Origin of the sequence: Pararhodobacter marinus (assembly GCF_003122215.1) — a bacterium.
GTDB classification, from domain to species: Bacteria; Pseudomonadota; Alphaproteobacteria; order Rhodobacterales; family Rhodobacteraceae; genus Pararhodobacter; species Pararhodobacter marinus.
In genome coordinates, this window is record NZ_QEYD01000002.1 from 67,091 (window position 1) to 79,873 (window position 12,783).

11 protein-coding genes are annotated in these 12,783 nt (G+C 65.1%); 4 read left to right on the forward strand and 7 right to left on the reverse strand.

Translation table 11 applies throughout. From position 1 onward, the window contains the following. Positions 1–27: 27 nt before the first annotated feature. The 4 genes from C4N9_RS02975 to C4N9_RS02990 all read right to left on the reverse strand — a co-directional run bounded on the left by C4N9_RS02975 (position 28) and on the right by C4N9_RS02990 (position 4,559). A complete protein-coding gene (locus tag C4N9_RS02975) occupies positions 28–891 on the reverse strand; it encodes an Arm DNA-binding domain-containing protein (protein ID WP_245902439.1) in 864 nt (287 codons plus the stop codon). A gap of 429 nt (positions 892–1,320) precedes the next feature. Next, positions 1,321–1,974: a 2-hydroxychromene-2-carboxylate isomerase gene (locus tag C4N9_RS02980; RefSeq protein ID WP_109531814.1), complete on the reverse strand. Its 654-nt coding sequence runs from the start codon at positions 1,972–1,974 to the stop codon at positions 1,321–1,323. Beyond that, complete coding sequence (locus C4N9_RS02985; protein WP_109531815.1) at positions 1,971–3,575, reverse strand: class I adenylate-forming enzyme family protein; 1,605 nt, start codon at positions 3,573–3,575, stop codon at positions 1,971–1,973. Before C4N9_RS02985 ends, C4N9_RS02980 begins: the two co-directional genes overlap by 4 nt. A 3-nt stretch (positions 3,576–3,578) precedes the next feature. Continuing rightward, on the reverse strand, positions 3,579–4,559 hold the full coding sequence (locus C4N9_RS02990; protein WP_109531816.1) for a Bug family tripartite tricarboxylate transporter substrate binding protein: 981 nt from the start codon (positions 4,557–4,559) through the stop codon (positions 3,579–3,581). A gap of 299 nt (positions 4,560–4,858) precedes the next feature. On the opposite strand from C4N9_RS02990, the gene C4N9_RS02995 reads away from it, so the two are divergent. The 3 genes from C4N9_RS02995 to C4N9_RS03005 all read left to right on the forward strand — a co-directional run bounded on the left by C4N9_RS02995 (position 4,859) and on the right by C4N9_RS03005 (position 7,450). Further along, positions 4,859–5,398 carry a MarR family winged helix-turn-helix transcriptional regulator gene (locus tag C4N9_RS02995; protein ID WP_245902440.1) on the forward strand — a complete coding sequence of 180 codons (540 nt, stop codon included), beginning with the start codon at positions 4,859–4,861 and terminating at the stop codon, positions 5,396–5,398. Then, complete coding sequence (locus C4N9_RS03000) at positions 5,395–6,825, forward strand: sulfatase family protein (RefSeq protein ID WP_109531818.1); 1,431 nt, start codon at positions 5,395–5,397, stop codon at positions 6,823–6,825. The genes C4N9_RS02995 and C4N9_RS03000 overlap by 4 nt, the downstream gene beginning before the upstream one ends. A 94-nt stretch (positions 6,826–6,919) precedes the next feature. Next, positions 6,920–7,450: a HutD/Ves family protein gene (locus tag C4N9_RS03005; protein WP_168192103.1), complete on the forward strand. Its 531-nt coding sequence runs from the start codon at positions 6,920–6,922 to the stop codon at positions 7,448–7,450. Positions 7,451–7,502: 52 nt separating this feature from the next. Here the strand turns inward: C4N9_RS03005 and hisC are convergent, their stop codons facing one another. From hisC to C4N9_RS03020, 3 genes are read right to left on the reverse strand one after another with little or no spacing between them, the layout of a single operon-like run. Then, entirely contained in the window at positions 7,503–8,612 is a 1,110-nt protein-coding gene (gene hisC, locus C4N9_RS03010) for a histidinol-phosphate transaminase (RefSeq protein ID WP_109531820.1), read from the reverse strand. A 14-nt stretch (positions 8,613–8,626) separates the two neighbouring features. Beyond that, complete coding sequence (locus tag C4N9_RS03015; protein ID WP_109531821.1) at positions 8,627–10,012, reverse strand: FAD-binding oxidoreductase; 1,386 nt, start codon at positions 10,010–10,012, stop codon at positions 8,627–8,629. A gap of 55 nt (positions 10,013–10,067) precedes the next feature. After that, on the reverse strand, positions 10,068–11,627 hold the full coding sequence (locus C4N9_RS03020) for an ABC transporter substrate-binding protein (RefSeq protein WP_109531822.1): 1,560 nt from the start codon (positions 11,625–11,627) through the stop codon (positions 10,068–10,070). Between the two features lie 171 nt (positions 11,628–11,798). Here C4N9_RS03020 and C4N9_RS03025 point away from each other — a divergent pair, with 171 nt between their 5' ends. Then, positions 11,799–12,725: a LysR substrate-binding domain-containing protein gene (locus C4N9_RS03025; protein ID WP_146195109.1), complete on the forward strand. Its 927-nt coding sequence runs from the start codon at positions 11,799–11,801 to the stop codon at positions 12,723–12,725. The last annotated feature ends 58 nt before the right edge of the window (positions 12,726–12,783 follow it).

Below are 12,783 nucleotides of genomic sequence, written 5' to 3' on the forward strand. Positions count from 1 at the left end.
TCCAGGGAACGCTTTCTGGCAGACCGATCAAAAGCGTAAGCTGGTTGTTTGAATTGGTTGCCAGTCAGAAGTCCTGAGATGTAGCCCGCGACGGTATCGGCGGCCATGACGAGGCTGCTGTCGAGGGTATGCACATACTTGCTCGTTACAGATCCCTTCGAGTGCCCGAGGAGGGCCGCAATGGTGATTTCGCTGAAGCCGAGTTCGTGCGCTATGCTCGCGAACGCGATCTTTGGGCTTCCTAATGCCATGCGCGACGTTCGTATCGACGATGCCCGCCTCCGAAGCATAGGTGAGGATACCGCCCAGCAAGCCGACCGCCCGGGTTGCTGTCCCCTGACCACCCCGCAAGATCGTCTTGCCCCTTAGCTTTTTGGTCTTTCGCGTAGCGCGGGTTTTGCCGAGGATAATGTCATTCATCATCTTCGTAACATCCACTTTGGTCAGATCACGCACCCTCTTCTTGCCGATCAGTGGGATGATATGCCCATTGATCCGCCCGATATCGGTGGAGACCGTTGATGGTCTCTTGGGCTGCCCACGTTTCCCGAGGATGAGGCCGGCGTGCAGGTCTTCGACGTAGCGCTCACAGAGCTGTTGCACGGTCATGGCCTGTCGGTCTTCGTGGCGCTCTTCGGCGGGATCATCGCCCTGAGCGACGCGCCCTAGCTGGACCTTGGCCTCTCGTCTGGCTGTTTCGGCAGTCCAGATACCGTGGAGGCCAATCGTATAGCGGCGCGACCGTCCGTCACGGCGATACTGGATCACGTAGCTGCGCTTCCCAGAAGCGAAAACACGCAACCCGAAGCCAGGCAGGTCGCTGTCCCAGACAACGTAGTCCTTCTTCTGGCTCTTGACGCTTTCAACCAGCCGTTTTGTGATCTTTGGCATCATCAACCTCGTCATCAGAGCAACTGAGCCGCGTAAGCACCACGTAAGCAGTCGGGCGAAAGCTACGGAGTAGTTGCGGCTACTGGTTTCGACGACGAGCGAACTTAAACACAAGCGATTTTAAGATGTTAGCGTGCCGTGGCGTGCTGCGTCGCGCATTTCGGATAGGCCACGATTAATTGCTCCGAAGGCAGAGGTCAGAGGTTCGAATCCTCTTGGGTGCGCCATTCTCCTTGATGGTCCGAGATCACGACGTAGCGGTCGTAATGGTCCTGCGCTGATCGGTTTCGCGCGGTATGGTCAGGTGGGTGTTTGCGTTCCGCGTCTGGACTCTGTCCCGCGACGCAGCCGCTCGCGGCGCCTGTCGTTGCACCCTGAAGTACACCGGGGCGCAGTTGCTTCGTGGCGGGGATGCGCAACGCGGACGTCTCAGGCAGGGTCGGACGGGGCGTTCCAGGGCAGCGTGTCGGGCTTTGGCCAGTGGCCATGCGCCAGCCGGTAATCCAGCATCCACATCCGGTCACAACCCCAGAGCGGCTGGCCGTCGACGAAGAAGAAGGGCACCCCGAAAACCCCGCGCGCAATGGCGCTGTCGACCGCCAGATCGAGGCGCTGCTTGACCCCCGGATCCTGCAGCGCGGCCTGCAAGGCCTCGCCGTCCGCGCCGAGCGCCCGCGCCTCGGCCACCACCGTTTCGGGGGCGCTGGGATCGACGCCTTCTACCCAGAGCCGCGCGGAAAGCCGGGTGATCAGGGCCTTCGCCATCGGCGCATCGCGGTCGTTCAGCCACAGGAAGGCCCGGCAGGCGGCCACCGAGCTTACGCCTTTGAGGCCGTGGCGGTTCAGGGGCACGCCGAAGATCTCGGCCTGCCGCGCAAGATCGAGACGCGAATAGTCGGATTTCAGCGGCGTCAGCGGCACCGGCTTCAGCCCCATCACCTTGATCACCGTCACGCCCACCAGCACCGGATGCCAGTTCACGCGGCGTCCGTGGCGGGTGACGAGTGTTTCGATCTGCGTCGTGGCAAGATAGGAATAGGGCGAGACGGGATCGAAATAGAAGTCGACCGGATCGCCGCTCATGGCTGCGCCTCGGCCGCCATCGCGCGCAGCTTGCCCTTGGCGATCTTGCCGAAGCCGACGCGGGGCAGGGCGTCGAGAAACCGGATCTCGCGCGGCACCTTGAAGCGGGCCATTTCGGCGCTGCAATGGGCCAGGATGGCGTCGCGCAGCGCGTCACCGGCGGCGGCTCCGTCGAGATCGGCCACCACGAAGGCCACGGGAACCTCGCCGCGCAGCGCGTCGGCGCGGGGGACGACGGCCACGTCCTGCACCCCGGCGGCGCGGCGGATCACGGCTTCGATCTCGGCCGACGAAACACCTTCGCCACCGACTTTCAGCACATCCTTGATCCGGTCCACGAAAAGCAGCGCGCCGCCCTCCATCTGGCGCACGCGGTCGCCGGTGCGGAAAAAGCCGTCCGGGGTGAAGGCCTCGGCATTGGCGGCGGGGTTCGCGTCGTATTCCAGAAAGATCGACCGCCCCCGCACGCCGCCCACCAGCAGCTCACCGATCTCGCCCGGCGCAACGGGCGTGCCGTCTTCGGCGACGACGCGGATCGTGTAGGCGGCCGAGGGCCGGCCCATCGCCTGCGCGGGCAGGTCCCCGTCGCCCTGAACGCCGACGATCGGCTGCGAGACCATCTCGGTCATGCCCCAGGCCGACACGATGCCCGGCACCCGGAACCGCGCCTGTTCGTCGGGGATCTGGCGGTTGACGATCCAGAAGCGGAAATCGTGCCGCTCGGGCACCGGATGTGCGGCCAGCGCGCCCAGCGTGAAGGGCACTTGCGGGCTGATCGTCGCGCGGTGGCGTTGCGCCGCGCTCCAGAACCGCGAGGCGGAAAAGCGGGGCTGCAACAGTGCCGCGCCCCCGACCCACAGAAGCGGCAGGAAGGTCCATGAGAAGCCGACGACGTGGAACAGCGGCAGAAAGACCTGCGCCACATCACCGTCGCGGAACCCCTGTTGCCGCGCGCCCAGGCTCGACGCCCAGAGCAGGTTCTCATGGGTCCAGACCACCGCCTTCGCCCGTGCGGTCGTGCCGGTGGTGAACAGGATCAGCGCCAGTTGCGCGGTATCGGGCGCGCGTTGCGGCGCCGGGGCGCCCATCAGCGCGTCGAACAGATCGCCGGGTTCGGGCAGGGTTTCGGCGCCGGCGGACTCGCCCGCATCGGTCGAAGTGACGGCGATCCAATCCAGCAGGCCCGAACCGGCGCTGTGCACAGTTGAGGAAAGCCGGGGCTGGGTAATCGCCGCCCGCGCCCCGGTCTGTTCGATCATGCCGCGCAGTTCGGCGGCCGAGGCCATGGCGTTGCTGACCACCGCCACCGCGCCCAGCCAGAGGCAGGCAAAGCGTGCGAGCAGGGTCTCGGGACAATTTTCCAGATGGATCAGCAGCCTGTCGCCGGGGCCGATGCCCCGCGCGCTGAGCCCGCCGGCCAGTTCCTGTACATCGTTCAGAAAGGCCGCATAGGTCCAGACGCGCTCGGGCCCGTCGAAGGGCGCCCACAGGATCAGCGGCCGGTCGTCAAATTGGCGCGCGCGGTGCGCAAGCACCGAGGCGGCATCCATGCCCGCGAAGGGCGACAGGCCGTTCGCGGGCATCGTGTCGTGCAGGCTCATGCGTCAGATCGGTTCGATATTGGCGATGGCGACGTAACGCTCCCAATCCTCGATCTGCTGAAGCAGCAGCGCCTGACCTTCCTCGGGCGTCGAGATGAACGGATCGCCGCCATTCGAGTTCAGGAATTCAGCGGTTTCCTCGCGGGCCAGGATCTCGTTGAAATAGCCGTTGATCGTGTTGACCACGTCGTCGGGCGTGGCCGAGGGCACCATCACCGCGAACCAGCTCAGCATCACCAGCTCGGGCATGCCCGCTTCCGCGAAGGTGGGGTAATCGGGCGCCGCCTGCAGACGTTCGGGCGTGCTGACCGCCAGGATCCGTGCGCGCCCTTCGGCCACCTGGGCCAGCGAGAAGACCGGGTTCATCATCGCGAAATCCAGCACACCGGCGGCCAGATCGGGAATGATGTCGGTATCGGTGCGATAGGGAACCTCGACCGTTTCCAGACCGGCGGCATCGGTAAAGATGCGGCCCATCACGCGGCCCGTCGTGTTCGACGTGGCATAAGAGCCTTCGGCCCCTTCGGCGCGCAGCCCTTCGATCAGGTCCGCGATGGTTTCATAGGGGCTCGATGCTGGGACGATCAGCATGAAGGCCTGCTGGTTGAGCGTCGCGGCGATGCGGATGTCCTCGGCCACGTTGATCGGCGGATCGCGGAACAGATGCATGTTGCCGGCGATCGAACTCGCGGCATGGATATACATCGTGTAGCCGTCCGGGTCCGAGCGCGCGACGAATTCGGCGCCGATATTGCCCGCCGCGCCCGCGCGGTTGACGACCACGACGGTTTCGCCCGTCAGTTCGGCCAGTTCATTCCCGAAATAGCGGACCAGAACATCGGCGCCCGATCCGGCGGGAAATCCGGTGATCAGGTTGATGGTCTGACTGGGATAGCTGTCCTGCGCCATGACGGCGGGCACGCTGCCCCCCAGCATCGCGATTCCCATGACGAGTCCGGACAGAATACCTTTTACTGATTTCATGGCGCCCTCCCAAGCGTCTGTCGTCGCTTTTCGTATCAGGAAGCCTGTTATAAGTCAACAAATACACTTTGATGATACTGAAAGCCAGGGGGCGTCGGGGACTTGTTGACGAACGACCAAACTTAGCCGCGCTGTCCTGCCACAGGCGGCTGGATTTCAGGAGCGATACCCAGGATCAGGGCTTTGAATAGCCGCCAGGCACGCGGCCGGAAGAGCATGTGCAGGAGCGGCATCCGTCACAAGGTGCGCTTCGGCCTGCATAGGCCCGGTGGTTGCCGAGAGGCACGAATAAGGTTGACTTGTCCACCAAATCGGCCGATGACATGGGGAACAAAGGGTCGGGGATGCCGCAAAACAGGATCACAGACGACGGGCAATCGGACAGGCCCCGCCGGGAACTGCCGCTGAGCCTTGTCATCCATCAGCTGTCGCTGAAGATCGACGCGCAGGGGCGTGCCCTTGTCGCCCGTCACAGCGACCTGACGTTGCCGCAATGGCGGGTCATCCGGGTGATCGGCCTTGAGGCGCCCGACGGATCGACCGCCCTGCGCAAGCTCATGGGGTTCGACAAGAGCCAGTTCTCCAAGACGGTCAACCAGTTGCGCGCGCGCGGATTGCTGACGGTGTCCGCCCATCCCGAGGATGGTCGCCAGTTGCAATTGTCGCTGACCGAGGCCGGGCGCGCGGTGCTGGACCGGCTGGGGCCGGTTCTCGACGCGCGCAACGATCTGTTCCTGCAGGCGCTTGCGCCCGAGGAACTCAAGGTCATCCGCTCCGCGCTTTCCAAACTTGGCCGCGCCGCCGAGATCACCGATTTCTCAAAGGGAGATGACGAATGACCCGTCCGGGGAACCTGCTCGTTATCCTGTCCGACGAACACCAGTCGCGGGCGCTGTCCTGCGCCGGTCATCCGCTGGTGAAGACCCCCAATCTGGACAAGCTGGCGGCGCGGGGGATCCGCTTTACCGATGCCTATACGCCCTGTCCGATCTGCGTGCCTGCCCGGGCGGCCTTTGCTAGCGGGCGCTATGTGCATGACATCCGGCTATGGGACAACGCGATGCCCTATTGCGGCACGCCGCGCGGCTGGGGTCACGCGCTTCAGGACAAGGGGATCCGCGTCGAATCCATCGGCAAGCTGCATTACCGCAGCAACGAGGATCCGGCCGGTTTTGATGTCGAACATATCCCGATGCAGGTGGCCGACGGGGTCGGCATGGTCTGGGGGTCCCTGCGCCGCGAGGAAGAGCGGGTGCGCACGGATACGCGGATGCTGGGCAGCTATATCGGTCCGGGCGACAGCGCCTATACCCGCTATGACAGGGCCGTGGTCAGCCGGACGGAGGACTGGCTGAAGGATGCCGCCCGGCGGCCCGACCCGTGGTGTCTGTACGTAGGCCTTGTCGCGCCGCATTTCCCGTTGATCGTGCCGCAGGAATATCTGGACCTGTATCCGCTGGACGACCTGCCGCCGTTCAAGCTGCACCCGATGGACGGATTCGAGAACCATCCATGGCTGCAGAAACAGGCCGCCGCGATGATCGCCGACAACGGGTTCAAGCACCATGACGAGCGCAAGCTGGCCGCGGCGTGCTATTTCGCGCTCTGCACGTTTCTGGACGACAATATCGGGCGGCTGATGGAGGCGCTCGAGGCCAGCGGGCAGCTTGAGAACACGACGGTGATCTACAGCTCGGACCACGGCGACAATGTCGGGGCGCGTGGCCTTTGGGGCAAGGGCAACATGTACGAGGAATCGGTGGCCGTCCCGCTGATCGTCGCGGGCCCCGGCATCGCGCCCGGCACCTGCGCCACGCCCGTCAGCCTGCTGGACGTGTCGCAGACCATCATCGACCATTTCGGCGCGACGCTGGAGGGCGACCGTCCCGGCGAGAGCCTGCTCGATATCGCCGCGCGCGGGACGGATCCAGATCGCGTGGTGTTTTCGGAATATCACGCGGTGGGCGCGGTTTCGGGCGCGTTCATGTTGCGCAAGGGGCGCTGGAAGCTGATCCATTACCACGGGTTCCAGCCGGAGCTCTTCGACCTTCATGCCGATCCCGAGGAAACCACCAACCGCGCCGCCGATCCGGCCTGCGCGGCGGTGCTGGCCGCGCTTTATGCGGATCTCGGCGCAATCTGTGATCCGGCGGCGACGAATGATCTCGCCTTCGCCGATCAGGACGCGATGATCGCGGGCTATGGCGGACCCGAGGCCGCGGCCGCCATGGGGGCGCCCTCGGCAACGCCGCCGCCCGAGACCTGAGCGCCAAGCCGAGCCGAACGCGTCAGCATCAGGCATATCCCGATTTCCGCCCGGACCCGAGGGCGGAGCCAGCCCAGACAGAGAGCGAAAGACCATGTTCCGTATCGTCACGCCCGAAGATTTCACGACGACCCCCTGGAAAAACGGGGGCGGCGTCACGCACGAGGTTCTGCGCGACGACGGGGCCGAGCCCTGGCGGTGGCGGATCAGCATCGCCGAAGTGTCGACGGACGGCCCGTTCTCGGTCTTCGAGGGGCTCGCGCGGATTCTGACCGTGATCGACGGAGACGGGCTTGACCTGCACACGCCCGACGGCGTTCTGGCGGCGCGGCCCTTCCAGCCGCTCGCCTTCTCGGGCGAGACGCCGGTGGACAGCCGCATGGTCAACGGGCCGGTGCGGGATCTGAACCTGATCTACGACCCCAGCGCACTCTCGCCTTCGGTCGAGGTGATCGAAGGCCCCGCGCAGGTCGATGCCGGCCCGGGGCTGACCGGCATCCTGTGCCATATGGGGCAGGCCGTGGTGGGGGAGACATCGCTGCCGGAGGGCGCTTTCGCGCTGGGGCAGGGGGCGACGATCACGCTCGGGCCCGAGGCGCTTTGCGTGATCGTGCGGCTGGGTTGAAGAACGGCCCACAAAATGGAGCGGCCCGCCGGATCGGGCGGGCCGGGACGGGTCACGCCGGGCAGCGGATGGCTTCGACAGCCTCCAGGAAATGCCGGTTCTCTTCTTCCGTGCCGATCGTCACGCGGGCCCAGCGTGTATAGGGCTCTTCCAGCCAGGGCTTGATGAGCACGCCCTTGTGGCGAAGCGCCTCGGCAAAGTCGGTGGCGGTCCGGCCGGTGTCGAAGAAGACGAAATTGGTCTGGCTCGGCGCGCAGGCGAAGCCGGCGTCGGACAGTTTGCGGGCCAGCTGGACCCGCCCGTCAGCCGCCAGTTTCACCGAATGCGCCAGATAATCGGTATCACGCAGCGCGGCGCGGGCGGCGGCCACTGCCAGCGAATTGACGCCGAACGGGTTGCGCGCCTTCATCATCTGCGCGGCCAGTTCGGGATCGCAGGCGATGCCATAACCGACACGGATCCCGGCCAGGCCATACGCCTTCGAGAAGGTGCGCAGGATCAGCCACGGATTGGGACCGGCTTCCAGCCGCGCCATCGCGTCGAACCGGGCGGCGGGATCGAGATATTCGAGATAGGCTTCGTCGAACACGACCAGCGTGTCGCGCCGCGTGGCCGTCAGCAGCGCGTCGAACTCTTCCGCCGAGATCGCTGGACCCGCGGGATTGCTGGGCGACGAGAACATCAGCACGCGCGGCGCCTCGCTCGCCATGGCCGCGATCATGCCCTCGACCGGAAAGCTCCAGTCGGCGTTGAACGGCACCTTGGTGACATGCGCGCCCGAGGCCAGCGCGCCGAATTCGTGCAGCCCGAAGCTGGGGCAGATGGTGACGACATGATCGCCGGGGCGCAGAACCGTGCGGAAAACGGCGCCGATCAGGTCTTCGGACCCGTTGCCGATAATCAGGCGGTCCGCGGTCGAGCCGGTCGCGGCGGCAAGGTCTTCGCGCAGCGCACCGTTGCCGGCATCCGGATAGCGCGCGATGCCGGCGGCCTCGTCACGGATCGCCGCCACGACACCGGGGCAGGGGCCTGCGGGATTCTCGTTGCTGTCGAGCTTGGCCAGACAGTCGATGCCGTAGCGCGCGCGGAACCGGTCCAGCGCAAGCCCGGCATTATAGGTTGGCAGCGCCGCGATTTCGGGACGGATCAGGTCGGATTTCATCGGGGGTCCTTTGGTCAAAGATCGAAGATCTTGCCGGGGTTCATGATATTCGCAGGGTCGATGCAGCGCTTGAGCTGGCGCATCAGGTCCAGCGCCGTGCCGTGTTCGGCCTCCATATAGGCCTTCTTGCCCAGCCCGACGCCGTGTTCGCCCGTCGAGGTTCCGCCCAGTGACAGCGCCAGCTCGATCAGGGCCGCGTTGACGCGGCGCCCTTCGGCGGTTTCCTCGGGATTTTCGGGATCGAACAGCAGGACCATGTGGAAATTGCCGTCTCCCACATGCCCGATCAGCGGCGCCTTGAGCGACGTGGTCTCCACGACCTTGCCGATCCCCTCGATACAGGCGGGCAGGGCCGAGACCGGGACGCAGACATCGGTCGACAGCCCCTTGATGCCGGGCCGCAGGGCGCGCGAGGCATAAAGGGCGGAGTGGCGGATCCGCCAGAGCGCGGATGCCGCCTCGGGATCGCTGGCATGTTCCATCCCTGTCGCGCCCGCGTCCCGGATCAGGTCCCGCAGAACCTCGGAATCATGGGCCACGGTCGACCCGGACCCGGCCAGTTCGATCCAGAGCGTCGGCGCTTCGGGCAGGTCGGACTTGCCATAGGCATTGATCGCGGCCATCTGCACCGCGTCCGCCAGTTCGATCCGGTTCAGGCACAGGCCGAATTGCAGCGCAGTGACCACGGCAGCGGTGGCCGCGCCGATATCGTCGAAGCTGCACATGAGGGTGCTGCTGGCCTCGGGGATGCCCGCCAGCCGCAGGGTGAGTTCGGTGATGACGCCAAGCGTGCCCTCGGCGCCGACGAAGAGATGCGTCAGGTCGTAACCGGCCGAGGATTTGCGCGCGCGTCCCCCGGTCTTGATGACGCGGCCATCCGGCAGCACCACGGTCAGCCCCAGCACGAGTTCGCGCATCGAGCCGTACCGCACCGTCGTCGTGCCCGAGGCGCGGGTCGCGGCCATGCCGCCCAGCGTGGCATGCGCGCCCAGATCCACCGGGAAGAACAGGCCCGAGGCGCGCAGATCCTCGTTCAGGCGTTGCCGGATGACACCGCATTGCACCGTGCAATCCATGTCCTCGGCATTGACGGACAGAACCTTGTCCATGGGCGAAAGATCAAGGCAGATCCCGCCGTGGGGTGCGTTGACCTGGCCTTCCATGGACGATCCGGCGCCGAACGGCACGACGGGAACGCCATGCGCATGGCAAAGCTTCAGGACCGCGGCCACCTCGTCGGTGCTACGGGCCATGACGACGGCGTCCGGTGCGGCCGGCGTCAGCCAGCTTTCCACCGCCGTGTGCTGATCGCGGATCGCCCGCTCTGTCGACAGGCGGTCGCCGAAGATCGGCGACAGGGCAGAGAGAACCGTGTCGAGCGGGCTGGTATGCTGTGTCATGGGGCCTCGTCGGAATGGGGTGGCGGGCCGGGGAGCGACGGCCCGCCAATCGGGATCAGGCGGCGAACCACCAACGCTCGGACGCGCGGTTGCCGTCCATATCCCAATCGCTGGCGATCTCTTCGCCCGTGGCGATATTGCTCGACTTCGCGTCCAGGATGTCGGCCCAGATCGGGGCGATCATGCCGCCATCCTCGTAGATCAGACGCTGGCATTCCCAGTACAGCTCGCGCCGGCGCTCTTCGTCCTGCTCGCCGCGCGCGGCGATCAGCGCGGTGTTGAAGGCGTCGTTATCCCAGTGGGTCGCGTTCCAGCTACCGAGGCTCTCGCGCGAATAGGCCTGGGTCAGCATCAGGTCCTCGTTCGCCCGGCCCGACCAGCGCGAGGCGAAGAACGGCGTCTTGCCCCAGATATTCGACCAGTAGCCATCCTCGGGTTCGCGCGCGACCTCGATGTTGATCCCCGCCGCCGCAGCGTGCTGGCTGAACAGCTGGGCCGCGTCCACCGCCCCGGCAAAGGGCGTCTCCGACACGTGCAGGACGTGCCGATGATCTGCGAAGCCGGCCCTCTGCATCAGGGCGCGGGCCTGTTCGGGATCGTAGCTGTGCTGCGGCAGGTTCGGGTTGTGATAGGGATAGGCGCTTGAAATCGGCTGGTCATTGGCGACCGAACCGAAGCCGCCGAGGATCTTGCTGACCATGTCCTCGCGGTCGATCGCAAGCTTCATCGCAAGGCGCACATCCGGGTCCTGATAGGGGGTCTCGGCGGTGTTCATGCTGAAGCAATAATGCATCTTGCCCTGCACCTGGATCAGGTCGATCCCGGGCATCGCCTGGATCAGCTGCGCGGTGGTCGCGTCGACGGCGTTCATCGCGTCCACCTCGCCGGTGCGCAGCGCCGTGGTGCGGGCGTTCACGTCGCGGATCGCCAGCGTTTCGACCGCGTCGAAATGCGCGCGGCCCTCTTTCCAGTAATTCGGGTTCTTCACCACACGCGCCCGCACACCGGGTTCGTAGCTTTCAAGGATATACCCGCCGGTGCCGATGCCTTCGTCGAAATTCGTCGTATTGGCCGGAACGATCACCGTCGCGGCCATGGTCAGAACGGCGGGGAAGCCGCTGTTCGGGCCCGACAGGGTGATGGTCATTTCGTGCGGGCCGGTGGCCTGGATATCGGTCACGCCGGCCATCAGCGACTTGATCACCGAAATGCTCTGCTCGCCCCGATGCAGGTTCAGCGAGAACACGGCATCCTCGGCGGTGAAAGGCTGACCGTTCGAGAACTCGACCCCTTCGCGCAGCTTGAAGGTCCAGATTGTCGAATCGGCATTGCTGGACCATTCCGTCGCCAGTTCGGGCACCATCACGCCGCCCGGGCCGACCTCGATCAGCGCATTGCGGATCTGGTATTGCAGGTTCTGCATGAATTTGCTTTCGTTGACCTGCGGATCCAGCGTTTCGCCGCTGTCGAAGTCATTGATCGCAAGGCGGAACGTGCCCCCCTGTTGAGGGGTGGTTTGCGCCTTCAAGGGCTGCCCGCGTAGACCGAGAACGCCAAGCGTGCCAAAGGCCGCCGCGCTCTGAAGCAATGTACGCCGATTGGTGGATAAGGTCATGGGTCTCTCCCTGCAGAGATGGTTTGGGGTCTTGGTTTATTAATATGTCTATTCATAATATCGTAAGTGGTGACATAAGGCCGGGACAACTCAATATTCCTGCTATACTGTGTAGCGCAGCTAAACCGGCCTCCGGACGATTCGGGGACCAGCCAACCGGGGAAGGTGACCGTGAAATCCTACTTGCCCCCCTTGCGCGCCCTGCAGGCTTTCGAAGCCTTCGGGCGTCTGGGCTCTGTCACCGGCGCCGCCCAGGAACTGGGCGTGACCTCGGGTGCGATCAGTCAGCAGCTCAAGGTGCTGGAAGAGCACCTGTCGATGAAGCTGATCAACAAGGACGGGCGACGGGCCGCGCTGTCGAATGAAGCGCTGGCCTATCACAAGCTGATTGCCGAAGGGTTCGACCGCCTGCGCATGGCCCATACGCTGGTGCAGCGCACGAAGATGGGCGCGGATCTGAAGGTCTCGGGGCTGCCGACGCTTCTTCTGAAATGGCTGAATCCGCTGTTGCACGACATTCAGGCCCATCTGGACGATGTGCCCCTGCGGCTTGAGGCGACGCATCTGGAACCCGACCCGGACCTGACGAACGACATGTTCCGCCTGACCTATGGCAGCATCGCGCAGCGCTTTCCCCATGCCCGGGTCCTGTTCACCGATCACAGCTTCCCGGCCTGCTCGCCCGCCTTTCTCAAACAACACCCCGAGGCGCGCACCGCCGAGGGCCTGCTGCGGCTGCCGCTGATCGAAATCGACTGGGGTCCGGCCTATAGCTCGGTGCCGCGCTGGGCCGACTGGTTCGCGGCAAACGGCGTGCGCGGCGCGTCGTTCAAGCCGGTGGCGGTGCATTCCCTGTCCAGCAGCGCGCTCGAAGCCGCGGCGGGCGGGCAGGGCGTCGTGCTGGCGCAGCGCTCGTTCTCGCGTTTCGATCTTGAACTGGGCCGTCTGGTGCGGCTGTCACAGGACAGCCTGTCGATGCCGGAACCCTATTTCGTCTGCTGGGGCGATACGACGCTGAACCAGCCGAAAGCCCGAGAATTTCTGAACTGGCTTATGGCCACCAGCCGGAAATACACGACCGATGAACAGGATATCTAAAGTATCGTCGGCCATTTCTGCCTGTTAACGGCGTCATGATCAGACATATTGCGAATAA